The organism is Hymenobacter sp. 102 (assembly GCF_049949205.1).
GTDB lineage: Bacteria > Bacteroidota > Bacteroidia > Cytophagales > Hymenobacteraceae > Hymenobacter.
The window spans coordinates 4,071,755-4,094,007 of record NZ_CP188172.1; the positions used below are offsets into that span (position 1 = coordinate 4,071,755).

General features: G+C 58.4%; 17 protein-coding genes. 11 read left to right on the forward strand and 6 right to left on the reverse strand.

All coding sequences use genetic code 11. The features are described from left to right. Positions 1 to 194: 194 nt before the first annotated feature. The 3 genes from ACN19L_RS17570 (at position 195) to ACN19L_RS17580 (ending at position 4,504) form a co-directional block, all read left to right on the forward strand. Positions 195 to 2,627 carry a TIM-barrel domain-containing protein gene (locus tag ACN19L_RS17570; protein WP_426490766.1) on the forward strand — a complete coding sequence of 811 codons (2,433 nt, stop codon included), beginning with the start codon at positions 195 to 197 and terminating at the stop codon, positions 2,625 to 2,627. 270 nt (positions 2,628 to 2,897) lie between these two features. Then, positions 2,898 to 3,791 carry a hypothetical protein gene (locus ACN19L_RS17575; protein WP_426490767.1) on the forward strand — a complete coding sequence of 298 codons (894 nt, stop codon included), beginning with the start codon at positions 2,898 to 2,900 and terminating at the stop codon, positions 3,789 to 3,791. 2 nt (positions 3,792 to 3,793) lie between these two features. After that, complete coding sequence (locus ACN19L_RS17580) at positions 3,794 to 4,504, forward strand: hypothetical protein (protein ID WP_426490768.1); 711 nt, start codon at positions 3,794 to 3,796, stop codon at positions 4,502 to 4,504. A 439-nt stretch (positions 4,505 to 4,943) separates the two neighbouring features. On the opposite strand, the gene ACN19L_RS17585 is transcribed toward ACN19L_RS17580, so the two are convergent. From ACN19L_RS17585 to ACN19L_RS17595, 3 genes are all read right to left on the reverse strand, one after another. Continuing rightward, positions 4,944 to 6,101: an esterase/lipase family protein gene (locus ACN19L_RS17585; protein ID WP_426490769.1), complete on the reverse strand. Its 1,158-nt coding sequence runs from the start codon at positions 6,099 to 6,101 to the stop codon at positions 4,944 to 4,946. Between the two features lie 112 nt (positions 6,102 to 6,213). Beyond that, positions 6,214 to 7,056 carry a rhomboid family intramembrane serine protease gene (locus tag ACN19L_RS17590; RefSeq protein WP_426490770.1) on the reverse strand — a complete coding sequence of 281 codons (843 nt, stop codon included), beginning with the start codon at positions 7,054 to 7,056 and terminating at the stop codon, positions 6,214 to 6,216. A 108-nt stretch (positions 7,057 to 7,164) separates the two neighbouring features. Further along, on the reverse strand, positions 7,165 to 8,016 hold the full coding sequence (locus ACN19L_RS17595) for a hypothetical protein (protein ID WP_426490771.1): 852 nt from the start codon (positions 8,014 to 8,016) through the stop codon (positions 7,165 to 7,167). Positions 8,017 to 8,176: 160 nt separating this feature from the next. Here ACN19L_RS17595 and ACN19L_RS17600 point away from each other — a divergent pair, with 160 nt between their 5' ends. From ACN19L_RS17600 to ACN19L_RS17620, 5 genes are all read left to right on the forward strand, one after another. Beyond that, positions 8,177 to 8,482, forward strand: coding sequence for a hypothetical protein (locus ACN19L_RS17600; protein WP_426490772.1), 306 nt, complete (start codon positions 8,177 to 8,179; stop codon positions 8,480 to 8,482). Positions 8,483 to 8,501: 19 nt separating this feature from the next. Continuing rightward, positions 8,502 to 8,708: a hypothetical protein gene (locus tag ACN19L_RS17605; protein WP_426490773.1), complete on the forward strand. Its 207-nt coding sequence runs from the start codon at positions 8,502 to 8,504 to the stop codon at positions 8,706 to 8,708. 90 nt (positions 8,709 to 8,798) lie between these two features. Next, positions 8,799 to 10,013, forward strand: coding sequence for a serine hydrolase (locus ACN19L_RS17610; RefSeq protein ID WP_426490774.1), 1,215 nt, complete (start codon positions 8,799 to 8,801; stop codon positions 10,011 to 10,013). Between the two features lie 98 nt (positions 10,014 to 10,111). Beyond that, on the forward strand, positions 10,112 to 10,735 hold the full coding sequence (locus ACN19L_RS17615; protein ID WP_426490775.1) for a M15 family metallopeptidase: 624 nt from the start codon (positions 10,112 to 10,114) through the stop codon (positions 10,733 to 10,735). Between the two features lie 69 nt (positions 10,736 to 10,804). Then, a complete protein-coding gene (locus ACN19L_RS17620) occupies positions 10,805 to 12,577 on the forward strand; it encodes a glycoside hydrolase family 10 protein (RefSeq protein WP_426490776.1) in 1,773 nt (590 codons plus the stop codon). An 87-nt stretch (positions 12,578 to 12,664) separates the two neighbouring features. On the opposite strand, the gene ACN19L_RS17625 is transcribed toward ACN19L_RS17620, so the two are convergent. From ACN19L_RS17625 to ACN19L_RS17635, 3 genes are all read right to left on the reverse strand, one after another. Continuing rightward, positions 12,665 to 13,942, reverse strand: coding sequence for a hypothetical protein (locus ACN19L_RS17625; RefSeq protein WP_426490777.1), 1,278 nt, complete (start codon positions 13,940 to 13,942; stop codon positions 12,665 to 12,667). 38 nt (positions 13,943 to 13,980) lie between these two features. Next, on the reverse strand, positions 13,981 to 15,549 hold the full coding sequence (locus tag ACN19L_RS17630) for a SusD/RagB family nutrient-binding outer membrane lipoprotein (RefSeq protein WP_426490778.1): 1,569 nt from the start codon (positions 15,547 to 15,549) through the stop codon (positions 13,981 to 13,983). A 66-nt stretch (positions 15,550 to 15,615) separates the two neighbouring features. Beyond that, positions 15,616 to 18,744, reverse strand: coding sequence for a SusC/RagA family TonB-linked outer membrane protein (locus ACN19L_RS17635; RefSeq protein WP_426490779.1), 3,129 nt, complete (start codon positions 18,742 to 18,744; stop codon positions 15,616 to 15,618). Between the two features lie 390 nt (positions 18,745 to 19,134). Between ACN19L_RS17635 and ACN19L_RS17640 the strand changes: the two genes are divergently transcribed. The 3 genes from ACN19L_RS17640 (at position 19,135) to ACN19L_RS17650 (ending at position 22,185) form a co-directional block, all read left to right on the forward strand. Next, the gene (locus ACN19L_RS17640; RefSeq protein ID WP_426490780.1) at positions 19,135 to 20,313 is read left to right on the forward strand and encodes an acyltransferase family protein; all 1,179 of its coding nucleotides are present in this window, start codon (positions 19,135 to 19,137) and stop codon (positions 20,311 to 20,313) included. A gap of 188 nt (positions 20,314 to 20,501) precedes the next feature. Continuing rightward, a complete protein-coding gene (locus tag ACN19L_RS17645; protein WP_426490781.1) occupies positions 20,502 to 21,635 on the forward strand; it encodes an acyltransferase family protein in 1,134 nt (377 codons plus the stop codon). Between the two features lie 40 nt (positions 21,636 to 21,675). Then, a complete protein-coding gene (locus tag ACN19L_RS17650) occupies positions 21,676 to 22,185 on the forward strand; it encodes a DUF2059 domain-containing protein (RefSeq protein ID WP_426490782.1) in 510 nt (169 codons plus the stop codon). Positions 22,186 to 22,253 lie beyond the last annotated feature (68 nt).

Below are 22,253 nucleotides of genomic sequence, written 5' to 3' on the forward strand. Positions count from 1 at the left end.
CTAAGCAGTAACCCGGAGTACGGCAAGGTAGAGAAAAAAGGTACCGGTAGTGTGAAAACGGCGGCTAGTCGAAAACGGCGGGCTTTCCGCTGGGCGGTACCCCGCAAGCTGTTTACCTTTACGAACCACTGCTCTGCCAAGGCACTGGCAGTGCGCTGAACGCACCTCTTTTTTCTTCTCGACCCCCTATTTGCATGGCCGACAATATCCAGGAGCTTAACTACATGGTCAATGACCTGGCCGCCCGTTCCCGCCAGGAACTGTACCCCGGTCGGGTACTTTCGGGCGAACGGCAAGGCACTGACTTTATCTTCCGCTGTGATAATGGCGTGCAGCTGAGCCTGCAGGTAATTACCGATAAAGTGCTGCGCTTCCGCTACATCACGGAGGGCGTATTTCCACCCGATTTCAGCTACGCCTTCCCCGACGGGGTGCCCGCCCGCCAGGAGCTGGAATTTCTGGAGTTCCGCGAAAAGCCCGACCACTACCGCATTACCACCGACCGGCTGATTTGCGTGGTGGACAAGGAAAATATGCGTACCCGGGTGCTCAATCGCTCCGGCCTGGTGCTCACCGACGACGAAAAGGGCTTCCACTGGGAGTACGAGTATGAGTCGGGCAACGACATTGTGAAGATGAGCAAGCAGGTGCAGAGCGGGGCCCACTACTACGGCCTCGGCGACAAGCCCGACAACATGAACCTGCGCGGCAAACAGTTCACCAACTGGGGCACCGATACCTACGGCTACCAAAAGGGCTCCGACCCGCTCTACAAGAACATTCCCTTCTTCCTGGCCCTGCACCAGAAAGTTGCCCACGGCATTTTCTTCGATAACACGTTCAAAGCCTCCTTCGATTTTGCCGCCGAGCGGGCCGACGTGGCCTCGTTCTGGGCCCAGGGGGGCGAGATGAACTATTATTTCATCTACGGTCCTTCCCTGATGGAGGTAACTGAGGAGTACACTCGCCTCACGGCCCCGCCCGAGCTGCCCCCGCTGTGGGCCCTGGGCTACCAGCAGTGCAAGTGGAGCTACTTCCCCGAGAGCAACGTGAAGGCCATTGCCCAGGGCTTCCGCGACCGGAAAATCCCCTGCGACGCCCTGTACCTCGACATTGACTACATGGACGGGTACCGGTGCTTTACCTGGAGCCCCACGCACTTCCCCGAGCCTAAGCGCATGGTGCAGGAGCTGGCCCAGGATGGCTTCAAAACCGTGGTGATTATCGACCCCGGCATCAAGATTGACCCCGATTATGCGGTGTTCCGGGAAGGCCTGAAAAATGACTACTTCTGCCGCCGCGCCGATGGCCCGCTGATGAAGGGCTCGGTGTGGCCCGGCCTCTGCAACTTCCCCGACTACACCCGCCCCGAGGTGCGCGAGTGGTGGGCCGGCCTGTTCAAGGGCCTGATTCAGGAAGTGGGCGTGAAGGGCGTGTGGAATGACATGAACGAGCCGGCCGTGTTCGAAAAGGGCACTTTCCCCGACGACGTGCGCTTCGGCTACGACGGCCACCACGCCTCCCACAAGAAGGCTCACAACATCTACGGCATGCAGATGGCCCGCGCCACCAATGAAGGCGTGAAGCGCTTTAGCTACCCCAACCGGCCGTTTACCATCACGCGCAGCACCTACGCCGGCGGGCAGCGCTACTCCTCCGGCTGGACCGGCGACAACATTGCCAGCTGGGAGCACCTGTGGCTGGCCAACATCCAGTGCCAGCGCCTGAGCATCTCGGGCTTCTCGTTTATCGGTTCCGATATCGGGGGCTTCATCGACACGCCCGATGGGGAGCTGTACGTGCGCTGGGTGGCTCTGGGAGCCTTCCACCCGTTCTTCCGCACCCACAGCTCCGGCGACCATGGGGACCAGGAGCCCTGGAGCTTCGGGGAGCACTACATGGAGCTGGCCCGGGGCTTCATTGAGCTGCGCTACCGCCTGCTGCCCTACATGTACACCACATTCTGGCAGCACACTACCCAGGGCACGCCCATGCTGCGCCCGTTAGCCTTTCTCGATCAGACCGATACTGACACGTACCTGCGCATGGCCGAGTTCAGCCTCGGCGACCATCTGCTGGTGTGCCCCATCACCACGCCCGGCGCCGATGGTCGCTGGATGTACCTGCCCCGCGGCGACTGGTTCTACTACTACACCGACGAGGCCAAAACCGGCGGCCAGGAAGTGTGGGCCGCCGCCGACCTGAGCCGGATTCCGCTGTTCATCAAGGCCGGAGCCGTGGTGCCCATGTACCCGCTCATGCAGTACGTAGGCGAGAAAGTGGTGGAAGAAATAACCCTGCACGTGTACTTCAAGCAGGGCACCGAAACCAGCGTGCTGTACGAGGATGGGGGCGAAGGCTACGGCTACCAGCAGGGCCAGAGCACCACCCGCCGCTTCCGCGTAACCGGCTCCGAACAGGGCCTGCTGCTGCAACAGGAGTTGGAAGGTCAGTACCAACCCACCTGGAGCACCTACCGCGTGGTGCTGCACGGCCTACCATTCCAGCCCACCGCCTTCAGCACCGACGGCCAGCCCGCCACCGCCACCGAAGCCACCCTGGAAACCGGCCTCACCCTGCCCGCCGTGGTAGTAGGTGCCGGCTTCACGGAGCTGGTGATTGGGTAGGCAGTGAGTGAGTGAGTGAGTGAGTGAGTGAGTGAGTGAGTGAGTGAGTGGCCGTCATTGCGAGCGGAGCGAAGCAATCCGTCCTTCACACGGCGCTAAACGCTGACCTAAATAAAAGCCCCTGGCGTTCGTGCTGGCGTCAGGGGCTTTCTGTATTTCAGATAGTGCGCTAGATGAAAAAAATAGTTGGCAATTCAGAAAATAGCTTTGATATTGGTGCCGTTAATCATTCAAGTAATAATTCTTTAGTGTCATGAGAAAAGTAGTACGATGGAGTATAGTAGCTGCTGTTTTTTTTGGGGGGTAAGCTGTGAGAAAGAAAATCCTGTAACCAAAACAAGGCCACAAAAGCAGCAGGAGGAAAAATTGTGGACTGAGTTTCTTAACCAGGTTGAAAAAGATGAGCAGGAGGATCCGCTAGGTCAGTACGTAAGTAAAAAGCATCAGCTAAAATCCAGTGCTGATGGCAGCCGGCCCGTTCGCCCGAAGTACAATGATTACGAGCGTTCGATAGAGAAAAAGGCGAACGGAAAATACAGCAGTAATAAAATTGCGCCGGACGAGCCTTGTGAAACGGGCGGCTGCGGTGGCGGAGGATACATCCCGCCCACGTTCGTGTCAAGCGAGAATCAGGGGGCTTATAGTGGTCCGGATAACCCTAATGGATATATCTATGACCTGAAAATTGTCAGTAACAGTGGCGTTAACCCTACTAATCCGCCGGGTTATACTCGTCTTCCTATAGACTTGAACGATAAAGCAGGAGGTAGTTATATATACCTGACTTTCATTCGTGACCCTAAAGGTGTTCATAACGGCGTAGAATACTATAGGAACCATAATTATGCATCAGGGCCAGTTACCAATGTAGAGATAAAAACTGGGGGAAGCAGTGCGCCTAGTCCTAGCTTTAATTATTATCATATATACGAATATAGCACCTACGGGTACGCGTATTACGGTCCGCAAGATTTGAATAATGGTGCATGGGGCTCATATATATGGTCATACCAGACGAAACAGCCTGGTATTCCAATAGAAATCGGTATTCTGTCGGGAGATAATGACAGAATACAGCCGCCTATAGGCTGGTATAAATATCCCACTGATCTTAATCAGGGTGCAGGCGGAAAGTTTATTTATTTGTGTAAAAAAGACAGATAAATATGAAGAAGTATTTTCAAATAATATTGTTGTTAGTATGTTGTTTTAATAGTAAAGCTCAGAATTTTAAGCCAAAAACAGCAAGTTATAAGCCGAGGTTTTATTTGGGTATAACGCGGGGGTATAGTAAACACGAAATTTTTTATAAAGAAAATATTGTTCAGCCTGGAACATTTTACTTTGGTCCTTGGCAGTTAGTTGGTGGCTTTACTATTCACGATAAACTAGCTGTTGAAACAATTTTACTTATTCACAAGGAAAGTAGTAGGAGTAGGGCTGAAGGAATTTCACTGGACGGCTTGCCAATGGCGGAGTATCTGAATAGTAATGCGAAAGGATTTGCTATACCTGTAAAGTTTAAATATGTAGTTAGAAAAAATAATATAAGTCCCTTTCAGATTGATATAATTGGAGGAGTTATATTAGTCAGGCAACAGGCAGATTCAGAGTTCACGAAAGTTAAGAATCAGCAGATAGTAGATTACTATTATATAGAAGGTGTGTCATCAAACATGTATGCTACATTTGGGATAAGCGGACGATACTTACTATGGAATCGGCTGGAGTTGGTGGCTGAATCAGGGTTCAACCGTATTTTGAAAAATGTCCCGGCAGAAGTTCATCGGAATATTATCGGCAATCCGTCGGGTCTGACCGGAAACCATAATATCGGCGTGCGCTACAGATTTGATTTAAAATTTTCGAAAAAGTAAATGTGGCGGTGGTCTAAAAGCAGGTGATAGTGTTTTGCTATCATCGGTAAAAAGGTGGCAGGCTTTTGCTACGTATGGCTTTCAGGCCATTCAGCAAAAACACTATCACCTGCTTTTAGACCACCGCCGTAAATATATTAGAGTTGCTTCACGAACGACGTAGTTGGGGCGTATGGTTGCCTGATTAAGTATTCGTACTGAAGACCCCACGGCGCAGATACGCGTCTGTGTACTGTTCGAAAACAGTTAGGGGTGCTATAGAAGCTGAGTTTGGTAATCGTCATCCTGAGCAGCGCGAGGGGCCTTATCATGCAGAAACGATAATCGTAGCAACAGCAACGATTCGTTCTTGCGTAATAAGGCCCTTCGCGCTGCTCAGGATGACAGTGCAATGACAGCCAACCCTTACCCTCTTACCCCCAAACCCTCCTACCCTAAACTACCCAACCCTCTTCCGTAGGTATTGGTACACTTCGGGGCTGCTGAGCAGGGTGCCGTGGTGGAGCTTGGAATACACGTGGGTGCTGATGAGTAGTTCGGGTGGGGCGGCGGGGTCCTGGAAGATGCGGCCCCGGGCGCTGCCCGCGCCCACCAGCCCGTCGCCGAAGTAGTCGTGCAGGGCGGAGGTAGCGGACTTCAGCAACGAGCCCACCAGAATATGGTAGCGCACTCCCGGCAGCGGCGGCACCACCGTGCGGGGCGGAAACAGGTCGTCGGCGTGCTCACTCTGCCAGTCCTCATCCACCAGCCGGGCGTGGCGCAGGTCCTTGATGCCGTTGCTGCGCTTGTCAATGAGGCCACTGATGGCACGGGTGGGCCAGAGGTTGATTTTGCGCAGAATCAGGCTGGTGAGGTGGCTGTTCTGCTCCAGAAATGACCCGTCATTGGGTACGCCCAGCAAAAAAACGTCCCGTAAACGGTTCAGCCAATGTGAGTTACTTGTTGCCGACTGCTCGTTGTTGGAGCCTGACAACTGACAACCAACAACTGACAACTCATCCCGACTTCCATAATACCCCGCCGAGCGAATGACCAGCCCGCCCATGCTGTGGCCCACCAGCACCAGCTCACCCACGGCGTCGGGGTAGGTGAGGAGTAGCTCGGAGAGCAGCTGGTGGAGCAGGCGGCCGTTTTCGGAAATGTGCAGGCCGGAGTTGTAGCGCACGTATAGGCAGCATACGCCGGTTTCCTGCTGCAGGCGCGGGCCGAAGCGTACATCGTCGGGGCCGTTGCCGGTTTGCCAGATGATTTCGTCGCCCATCAGCCCGTGCAGAAACACCACGGTTTTGCGAGGCCTGCCATCAGCCGCCGGCTGCAGGGCCAACTCCGCTACCGCTACATCGGCTTCGTAGCGGCGGAAGCTCATCCGGATGGCGCGCCGGTCGTGGCGGGCGGCCAGCTGGTCGCCGAACGCGCCATTGAGTACCGGCAGCGTGAAATGCAGATTATCCTGGCTTACCCGATAAAGCAGACCCGCCCCATCAAACGGGGCCCGGGCCGCGCGCCCCACGGCCGCCGCCACCCGCCGCCAGCGCGAAGGCCGCGGCGTTCCATCATCGGGGGTATTATCGTTCGGAAGGTCTGGTGATTCGGACACGGAAGCAGGAGTGATGCAGGTGCAGCGGGTGGGTGGCAGAAAGCCGGCAAAAGATACGCAGCTGCGAATGGTTATGCTGTGCGAGCCTGCACTTCGGTGAAGTTCAGGCAGCTTAACTGGTTGGCGGAGTAGCCGCCGCCGCTGGCGGAAACGCGGCCCCCAGCACCGCGCCGGTTACCAATCCGCCAAGGTGGGCGGCATTATCGGTGGTGTAGGATTGCAGCCCCCCGGCCAGGCTGCCGGCCAGCAGGTACAGCACAAACAAGCCCACGGTGTAGCGTTGGGGCCGGGAAAAGACCTCGGGCCGCCTGAGCAGCGTAGCCAGGAGAAGTCCATATAGTCCAAAAATAGCCCCCGACGCACCCACCGAGTTGACGCCCTGCGCGTGCCACCACAAGCTGGCCAGACTGCCTGCCACTCCGCACAGCAGGTAGATGAGCAGGAGCCGACGGGGGCCGGTCAGCCTTTCAGTAAGCAACCCCAGAAATACCAGCGAGGCCATGTTCATCAACAGGTGGCCCACGCCACCGTGCAGGAATACGCTGGTTAGCAGCCGCCAGGGTTGTCCGGGCAGGGTAAGCGGTGAGAAGTTGGAACCCCACTGCACCAGCGTCGCCGCCGTCGGCTGCCAGAAGTTCCGGCCGGCCAGGGCCAGCAGCGCGTAGCCCAGCAGGTTCAGCCACAGCAGCAAGGGCGTGATGCGGTAGCCCTCCCGGAATCCAAAAATGCCGGCCAGTGTGCTGCCAATGGTTGCCTCGGTGGTAGGGGCGGAAGAAGCTGCTGGCGGTGTCGGCTGTCCGGCCGAAATATCGGGTACCAGGCCCCGGCGCTGCAATTCGCGCACGGCGGCCTGCCCTACAGCGGGCGGGTACTGCCGGGCATGCTGCGCTAGGTACAGCAGCTCGGCATCCGTTTTCTCAGCAAATAAATCAGCGGGTGAATTGGGCTCCTGCATACCACAGCGCGCGTAGCAAAACCCCAACGGCGGGGCTTCACTACGCGCGTCATAAACCCTGCCAGCCCACCAAGCCTGACAGGATAGCACGATGCCAGTGGCCGGGGCTTACAATTCAGAAAGTTTACCCTGCATGGGAGCCCGCTTGATGGGCTGGCCCTGCAACTCCCCGCTAATGTCGGAAGCCTCAAAATCGGCGCGGTTCAGGTCCCGGTCCAGGTAGGTTTCTCCGTACGTTTCGTAGCGGGTTTTCAGGTTTTCGAGGGAGTTGCGACGTAACAGCAAGCCTTGCTGCATGAGCTGCAGCCGTTCTTCCATAACCGGCGTCAGGTGCTGATTATAGGCTTTGGCTTTCATAAACCAGGTAATGCGCTCCAGGGCAATCGTAACCTGGCCCGGAAACACGTCGGGTACCTTTTTGCTGGTGGCCTGCTTGGTGAGGTAAGCGGCGGCGTTTTCGGCCAGCCAGTAGCGGCGGGCCATGCGGCCGTAGCGGCCGGTAGCGGTAGTATCGGCCCGGTCAGTGGCCGAAAGCTGCCGTTTGGCGGTGGCTACCTGCCGGGCGGTTTCCGCCTCAAAATCGGGCATGCGGTCCGTCTTAACGGCTTCCAGCAAAATGGGCGCGGTGGAAGCGGGTTTGGCGGCCACTGCCGCTGACGTGGCAGTAGAAGAGTCAGACAGGCCCCACCACGCTAAGCCCGCCACGGCCACGGCAAGCAGGCCGGCGGGCCACCAGCGGCCCAGGGAAGAGGGAGCGGGTTCTTCGTAGGCATGGGCAGCGGAAACCGGAGCAGCAACAGTTGGCTCCGCTTCCTGATAACGCGGAAGCGCCACACCCCGGCGGCGTAGCTCCCGGCCGGCTTCCGCTACCAGCGTGGCATGATACAGCTCGGGATGCTGCACCAGATACAATAATTCTTCGCTGGTTTTCTGTAAAAACGAATCAGATGAGGCAGACATGGATAGGTAAGTAGGCGGGTAGACAAATGAAAACGGCCCTAATTTGACGAAATGCGCCCGAATTTCAAATGGCGCAGGCTGAACGCCGCCTGCCCTCGTGCGTATAGACAGCCAAACGGCCCGGCTCCTGTGCTGGGTATTTCACCGAACCTCTCTACCCATGACGCAGCCCCCCGAAAAACCCACCGACGCCCGGAACCTGCCCGAGGCTACTGATAACCAACCGGCTCAGCGCCAGCCTGAAGGCCGCCAGGCCCCCGGCAGCCACGATACCGGCCTGAACGCCGACGATAACTCCGGCAGCGGCGGCACCGACGGTGGCCAGCCCATCAGCGGCAGCCGAATCCGCTCCGGGGCCCCCACCTACGACGCCCCCGGCAATGCCCAGGACGGCGACGTGGGCGGCAACACTACCAGCAGCGGCACCGGTGTATCGGGCGGCGAAACCGGTCAGGTAAATCTGTAACTCTTTAGCACCTACTTCTATGACTCAGCACCCCCAACAACCAAGCCAGGAGCAGCCCGAACCTGCCAAAACGCCCGAAACCACTCAGGAGCAACTCCGCCACGACAGCGGGGCCGGCATCCGGGGCGGCTACGGCAACGCTGACCAGACCAACGGCCTGGAAGGTGGTCCCGATTCGCCCTCGGAAAACAGCCCTGCCACCCCTGATTCTGAGCGGCAGAAGTAGCGCGAAGTCAAACGATCAACACAACCGGGCCCGACTACCGCTAACTTGGTGGTCGGGCCCGGCTGCGTACAGACCAGTATCTTGCCAGCTATGAAACGACTACTGGCTTTGGGCGGATTGATCTGGCTGCTGGGCGGCAGCGCACACGCGCAGAATCCGCTGCCCCGCCTGCTGCGCTCCGATGCGGTGCTGGCCCCGGTAGTGCGGGCCGCCGGCCACTACCGGCTCCAGGTGCTGTACACCCAAATCCGGCGCGATAGGCAGGGCCAGCCCCATTTCCGGCAGTACCGGTACCGGGTGCGGCCTCGGGAATATTTTTACCCGGCCAGTGCTATCAAGTTGCCCACGGCCATCCTGGCCCTGGAAAAGGTACACCAACTAAGTCAACAGGTGCCGGGGCTAACCAGCAGTTCTCCGCTCCGCATTGATTCGGCTGCCTACGCGCAAACCCGGGTGCTGCGCGACACCAGCAGCCAAAACCAGCGGGCCAGTGTGGGACAGTACGTGCGTAAGTTGTTGCTGGTGAGTGATAATGATGCCTACAACCGATTGTATGAGTTTGTGGGGCCGGCCGCCCTGCAGGCCGGCCTGCGTCGGCATGGCCTGCGCCGCACGGTGCTACGCCACCGCCTGTCCGTCGGCGACCAGGATTCCACGGCCCGGCGCACCAATCCGGTAGCTTTTTTCACGGATTCCAGCCTCACGCGGCCCCTGTACGTGCAGCCGGCCGCCACGTTTGCGAGGCGCTGGCAGCCCGGGCCCCGGCAGCGGCGCACGGTGGGGGAAGCCTACCTGCAAAACGGACAGCGCCTCAGCCAGCCCATGGATTTCAGCACCAAAAACGCCACCACGCTGGCCGATTTGCAGCGCATCCTGCGGGCCGTGGTATTTCCGGCGTCGGTGCCCCGGCGGCGGCAGTTTCAGCTGGATTCGGCTGATAGGCGGTTGCTGCTGGATTACCTGCACCGGCTGCCCCGCCAGAGCCAGTGGCCGCGCTATCCGGCCACGCAGTACCCCGATAACTACGCCAAATTTTTGCTGGTGGGCGGAAACCCCGGACCGTTGCCGGAGGGCGTCCGTATCTACAACAAAATCGGGCAGGCCTACGGGTTTCTCATCGATAACGCCTACCTCACCGACCCGGCCCACGGCGTGGAATTCCTGCTCAGCGCAGTACTGTACGTGAACCACGACGGGGTGCTCAACGACGACCAGTATGACTACGACACCGTGGGGCTGCCGTTTCTGCGGCGGCTGGGTGAGGTCGTGTACCAGCGGGAACTACAACGTGCACGCAAACAATAGCCCCGCCTATGCAGTAGTAGCTGCATAACAGTATGATCCAGTTCCGCGTATGCCACCAGTACTGATGAGTTTCGGCTTTCGTTTGTTTTGAGTAGTGTATGGCCGTAAACTCTTTCGGACTCACCGTAATTTCTTCCGCTGATGAGTACCGGCAGCGTGTGGCCCACCAGGCGGAACGCGAACTGGTAGACCTCGCCGCCCTGATTCCGGGGCTGGTGCTGGACGTGCGGTACGCCACCGCGCGCAACCTGCTGGGGCGGCCGGCTTACCAGCAGGCCCGCGCCTTTTTGCGGCGGCCCGTGGCCGAGGCCTTGGCGCGGGTGCAGGAGGCGTTGGGACGGTTAGGACTCGGGCTGTGCATATACGATGCCTACCGGCCGTACAGCGTTACGGTACAGTTCTACGAGCACGTCCGCAACGAGAAGTTTGCGGCCCCGCCCTGGCGTGGCTCCCGTCACAACCGGGGGTGCTCCGTGGATGTGGGCCTGGTAGAGCGTACCACTGGCCGCCACTTACCGCTGCCGACTGATTTTGATGAGCTGACCCCGGCCGCCAATTCCCGCTACGCCGATCTGCCCCCGCATGTGCTGTTCAACCGCAGCATTCTGCTGGCAGCCATGAAGCGCCAGGGGTTTGTAAACTACGTGGATGAGTGGTGGCACTACGACCATAAATGCTGGTCAGATTTTGAGTTGCTGGATTTGCCGTTTGAGGAGCTATGAGGTAACGCGCTGACGCCGGGTCGCAAAAAAAGGCCGGGTTCCTGCGGCCGAATGCGCTATTTTTGGGTAATGACCCAGTTGCGTACCACCTACCGTTGCCTGTTTTTGCTGTTGCTGACCTGTGGTCTGCTGCTTTCCGCCAGTGGCCACGCCGCCGACGTACCGCCCAAGCGGGAGTTGCGCGGCGTCTGGATTGCCACCGTCGAGAATATTGACTGGCCCAGCAGCCGCAGCCTCACCCCCGAGCAGCAGCGCCGTGAATACCGCCGCATGCTCGATGACCACCAGAAAAGCGGCGTAAACGCGGTGTTTGTGCAGGTGCGGCCCGCCTCCGATGCCTTTTACCAGAGCAGTCTGGAGCCCTGGAGCAAGTGGCTCACGGGTACTCAGGGCAAAGCCCCCGCGCCCCTTTGGGACCCATTGCCGTTCCTAATCGACGAAGCCCACCAGCGCGGCATGGAGTTTCATGCCTGGTTTAACCCCTACCGCGCCACTATGGACACCGTGACGCGCCGGCTGGCTCCCAACCACCCGTACCGCCACCATCCCGAGTGGTTCATCCGCTACGCCGGCAAGCTACTCTACAACCCCGGTCTGCCCGAGGTGCGCACCTACATCAATGAGGTGATTCTGGACGTGGTGCGCCGCTACGATATTGACGGGGTGCACTTCGACGACTACTTCTACCCGTACCCCGAGGCCGGGCAGGTGATTCACGATGAGCAGGCTTACGCCCGCTTCAACCCCGATAACCTGCCCGTGGCCGATTGGCGGCGACAGAACGTAAACATCCTGATCCGGGATTTACACGACTCTATTCACCGGGCCAAGCGCTGGGTGAAGTTTGGCATTTCGCCCTTTGGCGTGTGGCGCAACCAGACGTCCGACCCCAACGGCTCGGCCACCAAAGCCTTCCAGGGCTACGACGGGCTGTACGCGGATGCTTTGGAGTGGACCCGCCAGGGTTGGGTTGACTACGTGCTGCCCCAACTATACTGGAGTACCGGCTTCAAGGTGGCGCAGTATCCGGTGCTGGTGGAGTGGTGGGCCCGCAACGCCAATGGCCGCCACGTGTACATCGGGCACGGGGCCTACCGCATGCTGGAAAGTACCCGCTCCGATACCGTGTGGCGCAACCCCCGCGAGCTGCCCCGGCAGGTACGCTTCAACCGCACGTTTCCGGCGGAGGTGAACGGCAGTGTGTTCTTCAGCTCAAAATCCCTGATGGCCAACGCCCTGCACACCACCGATTCGTTGCGGGAGCATGAGTTTCGGTACCCGGCCCTGCCGCCGGCTATGCCCTGGCTCGATGCCGTGCCGCCGCTGCCGGCCCAGCAACTCAGCGTGAGTACCCAGCTCAACGTGAATACGTTGAGCTGGCAGCCCGGCCCCGCCGCCCCCGATGGCGACGAGGCCGTCTACTACGGCCTCTACCGCTTTACTCCCGATCAAACGCCCTCGCCCGACGACCCCCGCAACCTGCTGGCCATCGTTCGGCCGCAAGCGGGCCGCAAGTTGCAGTTTCAGGATACCACGGCCCGCTTCGGCCATGCCTACGCCTACTACCTTACGGCTTTCGACCGGCTGCACAACGAAAGCCGGCCCATTTCAGTGCGTACTACAGGCCGCCCCGCCGAGGTGGTAGTGGCCCAGCAGGCCCCGCCTGCGCCGGTTCCCGCTCCGCCGTCTGCCCCGGCGCCAGGTACACCCCCACCAGCTGCGACGCCTCAACCAGCTGCCCCGCGGCCGGTAGTGACCCGCCCGGCCCCAGTACCTGCCAAGGTGAAGGTGAAAACCAAGGGTAAGCGCGGCGGCTTCTTCCGGCGACTGTTTGGTGGATGATAGCCTCGCTGTAATAGAGAGTACTCTTCACAAAAAAGGCCCTTTCTGAAACTCAGAAAGGGCCTTTTTTGTGAAGAGTACTCTCTATTACAGTGTCCGATACTCAAACTTTACGCGGCCGGTAGAGCCAGCAGAACTGCTTTTGATGCCGGTGACACGTAATAGCATCATCTCGCCGGTGCCCCGCACACGCACAGCGTACACGTCATTCACGGCCACGATACCCAGGTCGGCGGAAGTGGTGTTCTGGAACAGCAGCAGGCCAATGGCGTTGGCCGTGGCCGAGGTGTACAGGCCCGAAGCTACCTGCGCGGGCGTGAGCTTGTAATAGCGGGTGGTATTGGCCGCCGCCAGCGTAAAACTAGTGGTTGAGATGCCCGAGACATACAAATCCTTATTGGCCGTGGGGCCGTTGTTCGGCTCATTCAGGGCCGTTTTCAGGTTGAAGGCCACGGAATCGGCCGGAGCCCCGGCCCCAAATACTACCCGGCCGGTTTTCAGGGCCGTAGCGAAGGAAGTGGGCCCCACAATATTGATGGGAGCCGCCGTGAGCGAAGTGGACGTGTTCTGGGCGTAGGCCACGAATGAGTACGTGAGCGTCTGGCCGTTGGAGTTGGCCGGTACGGGCGCATTCACGGTGACGGTGGTAGCCGCGCCGGCCGAGGGGCCCCGTACTACACCCAGGCGCTTCGGGGCATCTGTGCCGCTCCGTACAAAGTAAGTAAGGCTATCCACGTTCTTGAACAGTGTAGCCGTGCTGCCGGCAGTGGGTACCGTGGCAATACCGCCTTCGTTCAGCAAAATAGAGTAACCCAGCACGTCGCCGGAAGACTGCTGGGTGGCACTCAGACCATTACGGTAAGTAACCGGCGTAGTTCCGAACTTAAGCGTAGGCGAGTTGGCCGCCGTGTACGTGAAACGACGCAGCCGCTTGCTACCATCGGCAAAATTCAGGGTCACATCTACCCGCACGGGCGTTTTGTTGGCAAGCGTGCCAGGCACCGTGTAGGGTACAATCTGGGTGTACAGTTGCGGGGTGCTTTGATATTGCCCATTAGCTGAATATGTACCCACTACCATGGAGTCCAGCTTATTAATTACCTGGAATACGGTGATGTCCTTCAAATTATCAGCTTGGTTGAAGGCCACAATTACTGGTACGGTTTCGCCGGGGGCATACTTAGTGGCCAAAGATCCACCTATTGTGGAAACAGAGCCAAAGCCGGCATCGTCCTGCAGGGTGTAATGGTCATCAAACTCTTCCTTTTGGCAGCTGGCTGTAACCAAGCCCAGCGCTAGGAGGCCGGTTAGTACCAGCGGCTGCCATCCGTGGGAGGAGACGAAAAGAGAACTATATCGTGTCATGAGAGAAGTAAATGAAAGAGGACAATTGGGTGCCAGCCTTACGGACGGTCCCACCACAGGGGCTTGCCAATGTAGTCGTCGTTGGAGGTAGCCATGGCATCGGCAAACAGCTTGGCTACGGCCTGTGGGTTGTACAATACCTCCGTGGCACCCGGCAGCATGCGTCGGGGCCACCGATCCTTGAAATCGGGCTTGGTAGCCAGGGTGCTGTTTATATTGGTGCCCGTGGGGTAGCGCAGGTTCGGGTAAATGGTAGGGTCGTAATCTAGGCGGCGCAAATCGGCCCACGACTCCGGATTCAGGAAAAGGGCAATATACTTCTGCTCCATGATGCGCTTGAGCGTAAGCTCGGAAGTATTCTGGGCAACAGCGGCGCTATTCAGGTAGGTTTCAATCTGAGCCCCGGAAATCAGGGGAAAAGAAACCGGCGGCACGGAATTGTTGCCGCCTACGCCAATTTTGGCAATGTGCGCCCGAATACCTTCCCGATACGCCGTCAGTGCCCGGTTCAGGTTGCCGGCCCGGAAAGCAGCTTCGGCCTCAATGAACTTGATTTCGTGGTAGCTCATCACCTCAAAATACCCCAGGTCGCGGGCATACCAGGAGCTGTAAAAGTCCGTAAAGCCATTCACCGTAGCCGCTGCCGAAGTGGTGCCCACGCCGGGGTCGGCGCCGGGGCTGCCGGCCGTAGCCATAATGGTCAGGCGCGGGTCCACTACACCGGGGTAGGCGGCACCAGCGGCGTTACCGTTCAGGTACTTAATGAGGTTGGTGGAAAAAGTGGCCGTGCTGAAGTTGTTGCGCGTTGTGCCGAAGATGCTGGTGGTACCCGTAAGCGGTGCTACCGCCACCTGATATTGCAGTTGCGCGTCATCGGCTGAGGAGGTCATGCTCTGATCCACCAGCGCCAGCACTTTGGCCGGGTCGTAGCTACTCTTCTTGGTGAGGTGGTTGAGCTGCCGTGCCTTCAAGCCGTTGGCGAATTTGATCCATTTTTGGGTGTTGCCTTGGAACAGGATGTCACCGGAAATGCTGGGCGACGTCACATACAGGGGCCGGAAGTTTTCTGAGGACGGCTTCTGCATCAGAGCAATGCCCTCGTCGCAGAGCATATTGATGGTGGCGTAAATCTGCTCCTGAGAATCGTACTTGGGGGTATAGTTGGCCGCGCCCTGGTATGCCTCCGAATACGGAATGTCGCCCAGCATATCGGTGGCGTGCGCCAGCAGCATGGCTTGGATGATTTTGGCCGCCCCGATGTAGTACGGCGAGCCTTCCTGCTCCGCCGCCTTCGTTAGCGTCGGGATGGTGCCACCCGAGTAGAAGTAGCTGTAGTTGAAGGTATTGGTGCTGTTGGCGTTGGTCAGAAGAAACTGGTCGGAGCCGCCAATGGCCGACTTGCGCACCAGATACTGCGTCAGGTAAGGCGTTACCAGGGAGGTAAACATCTGGGTCTGTACACCCTGTGAGATAATGCCGGGCAGTAGGAAGTTGGGTGTGGAGGTAACCGGGTTGTTGGGGTCAGTATTAACGTCGAAGAATTTGTCGCAGGACGTCAGTACCCCACTGCTTACGGCCAGTCCCAGCAGCAGAATATACTTTTTCATCAGAAGAAAGTCAGTTGAGAATAGAAATTACTCATTGTCAGTGTTATGCTGACAGCGAGTAACTGATTAAAAATTCACGCGCAGGCTCATATCTACGCCGCGGGTGCGGGGTACTCCGCCATAGTCGAAGCCACCCGAGCCGCCACCGCGTACCCCGGCACCGGCCGAAGATGTTTCCGGGTCGCCGCCCGAGTACTTGGTGAATAGCAGCAGGTTGCGGCCCGTTACCGACAGCTCCACGCCTTTCACTGACTTGGAATCAGTGAACAGCTTGGCTGGTAGCAGGTAGGAAAGTGTGGCGTAGCGCAGCCGGGACCAGGAGCCATCCTCAATAAAGGGAGTCCCAATCACGCCCAGAATATTCTGGTAATAGCTCTGCGTGAGTTCAACAGGGCGGGTGTTAGGTACATAAGTGCCATCGGCCTGCCGAATTACCCCATCAAATACGGCTGTTTTGTAGCGGTCCAAAGTCCGCTCGCTCAGGCCGGTGCGGGTGGCCAGCCAGTCGTTGCCATTCACCACTTTACCGCCTTTACGGAAATCCCACAGGAAGGAGAAAGACAGTTCTTTGTAGCGCAACGTATTGGTAACCTGCACTGTGTATTGGGGTGCACGGTTGCCAGCGTACACGAAGGTGCTGGTATTCACCAGCGGGTAGCCGGTAGTAGGGCTGATAAGGATCTGACCATCGGGGGCGCGCTGGTAGTCTAGGGCGCTGATGGAGGAAATAGCGTAGCCGGGGAAGGCACCGCCGCGGGCCACGTCAATCACCCAAGCGTCTGACTGGTACACCTCGGTGAGGAAACCGGGCAGCTTGTTGGCCTGGTTGCGGTTGGCGTAGTAGTTGGCCACCACATCCCAGGTAAAATTGGCCTGCTGCACGGGTGTGCCGCGCAGGGCAATTTCCAAGCCCTTATTTTCCACGGTGCCCCCGTTAATGTACTGCAGAATGAAGCCGGTGGCTTGGCTAACGCGCGGTGCAATCAGCTGGTCGCGGGTGGTTTGCTGGTACACGTTGGCCTCCAGGCCCACGCGGTTGCGCAGAAACTGCAGGTCTACCCCGAACTCGATGGCGCGGGTGTGCTCGGGTACCAAGTTAGCGTTTGAACCGTAGAAGCCGTTACGGAAGCCGCCGCCAATGTAAGTGCCCTGAGCCAGCGGCGAATCGACGCGGTAAGGGCCGGTGTCTTTGCCCACATCCGAGATGGAGCCGCGTAGCTTACCGTAGTTCAGCCAGGGATTCTGCGAGAGGCCCAGCAGTTGGGTGAATTCCCAGCCCGCTGAAACCGCGCCGTAGTAGAATACGCGGCCGTAGTTTTTGCCTTCGCCGGGGCGGGGCAGGGTAGAGGTCTGGTCGCGGCGTCCGTTCAGTTCCAGGCTTACCTGGTTGAATAAGTTCACGTTCAGGCGGGCGAAGTTGCCTATCAAGCGGCGCTCCGAGTTGGTGGTAAGGGCGTTGCGGTTAACCGTGTTGTTGATGGAGGGCACCGCCGGGTTCGGATTCTGGAAAATCAACCCTAGGTTGTCCACAATTTCTGAACGGCTCACGTCCACCATGTTGCCCAGCACCAATGCGCCTCCGATGTTGTCGGAGAAATTATGTTTGAAAGTGAGTAGGGTATTGGAGTTGAGCAGACGGCTCAGCGTGCTGGTTTCCGAAATACCGCCGTCCTGATTACCGGTGAGCGAAGTGCCCACGGCCCGCACCGAGCGGTCCTTTTGGAAATAGAAATCAGTGCCGCTGGTGTTCGATAGATTCAACCATTTCAGAATATCCAATGAGGCCTGAATGCTACCAATGAAGCGGTTGTTGCGGGTAGTTTGAGGGTTGCGGTAGATAGAAAAATACGGATTATCGGCATCGTTGGCCGAGGTAGCCGAGCCCAGCAAGCGACGGCGGGTACCGTCGGGGTTCAGGTACACACTTGCGTTGTCATTGCGGGGCCAATTGAGTAGGCTGGTATAGAAGCCGCCCGTACCGCCAAATAAACCTGGTCCCTGAATCGGCACCGTGCCGCCGGAGTTGATGTACTGCGTGGAGCCCGTCAGGCTCAGTTTCTCCGAAAGCTTAGCCGAGCCGCCCAGTCGCAGAGTAGTGCGCTCGTAGCGGCTGGTGGGCACAATCCCATCGGTGGTATTGCGTGAGGCCGAGAAGATAAAAGAGCTTTTATCTGAGCCGCCCGACATGGTGAGGAAGTGCTGCCAGCTTTTACCTTTCTGAAAGAAGTCACCCACGTTATCGTATACGGTTTCATCGGGCTGGAACTGAGGACCGAAAGAAGAGCGCACCGTAGGGTCGAACGTACCGTTGGTGCCCTGCTTGTACCGGTCTTGCAGCTTGGGTAGCTGCCGCACCTCATCAACCGAAAACTGCGTGCGGTAACTGATGGTCGTGCGGCCGGCGGTACCTTTTTTGGTAGTGATGATGACGGCTCCGTTAGCGGCACGTAGGCCATAAATAGCGGCTGCAGCCCCGCCTTTCAGCACCGTAAGGGAGGCAATATCCTCAGGATTCAGGTCGCCTACGCGGTTCTGGCTGGCCACCGAGCGACCCAACAGCCCGTTAAAGCCCGAGCCGCCGCCCGGAGCCGTGCTTTCCGTAAACGAGGAGTTATCCATAATTACTCCGTCAATCACGAATAGAGGCTGGTTATTCCCATCTAAGGAATTGCCGCCCCGGATTACAATGGCGGCTCCTTCGCCCGGCGCGCCACCCGAGGATGTGATGCTCACCCCAGCCACTTTGCCCTGCAAGGCATTCACGATGTTAGTCTGGCGGGTTTCCACAAGTTCGCCACCTTGTACTTGGGGGGCGCTATAATTCAACTCGCGCCGCTCCTGCTTAATACCCATGCCCGTTACCACTACTTCACTGAGGCTTTTGGAATCAGGGCCAAGGGCAATGTTGGCGGTAGTGTTGTTGCCTACCCGATACTCTTGCGAGGAATAGCCGATAAAACTAAATACCAGCGTACTGCCCGTAGGTACATTGGCCAGTAAATAGCGACCATCGGCTCCTGTCTGGGTACCAATGGTGGTGCCTTTTACCAGCACGTTCACGCCGGGCAGGGGCTGGCCGTCGTTGGTGCCCGTAACCACGCCTTGCATAGTTACAGTGGCCTGCTGAGCCCACGCAACCGGGGCAGCCAGCAGCAACCCCAGGGCCAGCGGAGAGGACCATAGTTGTCTTTTCATACGCAATAGAGAGAAGTGAGAGAAGGAGGGGGGAAAAGAGGAAGCCAGCGTACCGAAGACGGTGCGCGGCAGTTGGACTATGGCAGGATACCAGCGGTGGGAGGAAGGGGCTGAAAAAGAGGAGAATCAGCCTGGCCGGCTGAAAATTACAGCGGCTAGAACGAGCAACGGGTGGGAGAAGGAAAGGGCGGAAACGGATGGAATGCAGCTAAAACTAGCAGTTGTTGTACAGCGAAACAACTATATATGGTATTTTTTGAAGGCTATACCAACATTCGCACACGGTAACCTACTGGTATGCCTCCGCACGGTTGAGCTGCAAAACAGAAGCGTTAAAACTCAGTCGGATGCTGCATCTTGCTGGCAATTCCGCCCTTCGACCTTTTTCCCATGCAAACCACTACCCAGGCTGCCCGCACCACTACGGGTACCACGCCCTTGGCCGAAGCCTCCCAGCCCGGTCGCCTCATGAGCCTTGATGTATTCCGGGGCCTCACCGTTATGGGTATGATTCTGGTGAACAACCCCGGCGACTGGGGCCACATCTACGCCCCACTGGAGCACGCCCACTGGCACGGCTGCACCCCCACCGACCTGATTTTCCCCTTTTTCCTGTTCATTGTGGGTGTCAGCATTACCTATGCGCTGGACGGGGCCCGGCAGCAGCCCGCCATCCACGGCCGCACCATGCTGCGGGTACTGAAGCGGGCGGCCATCCTGTTCGGGCTGGGGCTGTTTTCGGCGCTGTTCCCGAAGTTCGACTTCAGCACAGTGCGCATACCGGGGGTGCTGGCTCGTATTGCGGTGGTGTTTCTGGTATGCGGCGTGCTATTTCTGAAAACTAACCGCAAGCAGCAGATTGGGTTGCTGGCGGCTATTCTGATTGTGTACAACGTGCTGCTGCAGCTAGTGCCGGTGCCCGGCTACGGGCCGGCCAACCTGGAGGCCGGTACCAACCTGGGGGCCTGGCTCGACCGCACGGTGCTGGGTGAGGCGCACCTCTGGAAACAAAGCCGCACCTGGGATCCTGAAGGACTGCTCAGCACGCTGCCGGCCGTGGGCACCGGGCTGTTGGGTATGCTGGCGGGCCAGTGGCTGCGCCGCCGCGAGGTGGAACCTGCCACCCGCGTGGCCTGGCTGTTTGTGGCCGGCGCGGGTGGCGTGGTGCTGGGTATGATCTGGAATGGGTGGTTTCCCATTAACAAAGCCCTCTGGACCAGTTCCTACGTGCTCTACACCGGCGGGCTGGCGCTGGCTTTTTTAGCGGCCTTGTACTGGCTGGTAGATGTGCAGCAGTACCGCCGCTGGACGCTGCCACCGCTGGTGTACGGCGTCAATGCCATTACCGTATTTTTTCTCTCGGGCCTGATTCCGCGGCTGCTGAATATGATAAAAGTAACGGGTGCAAACGGGCAGGAAACTGGTTTGCGCAACTGGCTCTACGATACCCTGTTCGTGCCCTATTTCAGTCCCGTCAATGCTTCTTTGGCCGGGGCCCTTGCCTGTGTGCTCATCTGGTTTGGGGTGCTGTGGCTGATGTACCGGCGGAATATTATCATCAAAGTGTGACAAAGTGACCAGTGAATTATGACAGGTGGATAGCGTGCAATGAGTATCAACAGAGTGTATAAGCAGCTGTTATCCTGAGCATGTTGCGCATCAAGCAGGGAGAAAGGACCTGAGCACTCCCAGGCCAGTTGCGTAAGCGGGTCCTTCCCAGGCTCAGGAACAGCCACCAATCAACAAGTCCCAACAGAATGTCCGCTGCTAAATCTACCCGTTTACTTTCCCTGGATGTTTTTCGGGGGCTGACGGTGATTCTGATGCTGCTGGTGAACAACCCCGGCGACTACACCCGGTATTACCGGCCATTGGCTCATGCACTGTGGCACGGCTGCACCCCTGCTGATTTAGTGTTTCCGTCCTTCGTGTTCATCATGGGCGTGGCGCTGGTATATGGACTTGCAGGGATACGGTCGCAACCAAAGCAGCATCCGGTTGCTCTTTGGCGCATTGGCCGCCGCATGGTGGTGCTGTTGGTGCTGGGCCTGCTCATTGGGTTGGTGCCCTATTTTTACTTTACTTCCTTCCGCATACCAGGTGTTTTGCAACGTATTGCGTTGGTGTACGGAGTGTGCAGTGTGCTTTTTCTGAAAACAAGCTGGCGCCAACAGCTCTGGATAGGGGGTGGGCTACTGGTAGTGTACAACGTACTGCTCCAGTTGGTGCCGGTTCCCGGCATTGGTTCCGCCAACCTGGAGCCCGCTACCAATCTGGGTGCCTGGTTGGATCGGAAGCTGTTTACATCCAGTCATTTGTACCTGAACCAGCAGGGCTGGGACCCGGAATCAGTACTGGGGACGCTGCCCACTATCGTAACCGGGCTGCTGGGCGTGCTGGTAGGGCAGTGGCTGCGCCGGCCGGGGTCCGATGCACCCACCAAAGCCGTCTGGATGCTGGTAGGCGGCAGCGGGCTGGTGCTGGCGGGCCTGGTTTGGAACGGGTGGTTTCCCATCAACAAAGCCCTCTGGACCAGCTCTTACGTGCTGTACGCCGGGGGCATCAGCGTGCTGGTGCTGGCCGTGCTGTATTTTCTGGTGGATGTGCAGCAGTGGCGCGGGGCCTGGACCAAGCCGCTGGTGGCCTGCGGCAGTAATGCGCTGCTGGTGTTCTTTCTGCCCGAAGCTCTGGAGCGCCTGCTCACCCGCCTGAAGCTGCACGATGCCCACGGTACCGTGTTTTACGCCCGCGACTGGCTGTATGAACACCTGTTCACGGCCCATATTGCCCACCCGTACCATGCTTCCCTGGCGTATGCCGTGTGCTACACGCTGGTATGGATAGGTATTTTGTGGGTGCTGTACCGCCGCCGGATCTTCTTCACGGTGTAATGTTGGCCGACTGCCCGCCCAAATTTTCCGTACTTCGGGTATGAAATACTGCTGGATATTGACCGCCGCACTGGCCCTGACTGCCTCCGCAACGCAGGCGCAGACAACTGCTTCCACCACCGCCGCTGCGGCCCAGGCGCCCCTATCGGCCAGCCAGCGCAAAGCCGCCGAGGAACTGCTGGCCGCTACCAACGCCGAGAAGAACCTCACCACATCCATCGACCGGATGCTGGCCATGCAGATAGAGCAAAACCCCGGCATGAAGACGGTGGAGCCCGAAATGCGCGCGTACATTACCAAGTACATGAGCTGGAGCGCCATGAAGGAAGACATGGTGCAGCTCTACGCCCGCGAGTTCACCGAGAAAGAACTGAAAGAGCTAGCCAAATTCTACCAAACGCCCATCGGCCGCAAAACCATCGACAAGATGCCCCAACTGATGGCTGCCAGCATGGAAATCGGCCAGCGCCGCATGCAGGAACACCTGCCGGAGCTGCAACAGGCCATTGCTGAAAAGATGAAAAGCCAGGCCCCAGCCGACGTGAAGTAGCCGGGTGGTTGCGCTAAAGCTACCGTCATTGCGAGGACGAAGGACGAAGCAATCCGTCCTTCACCCAG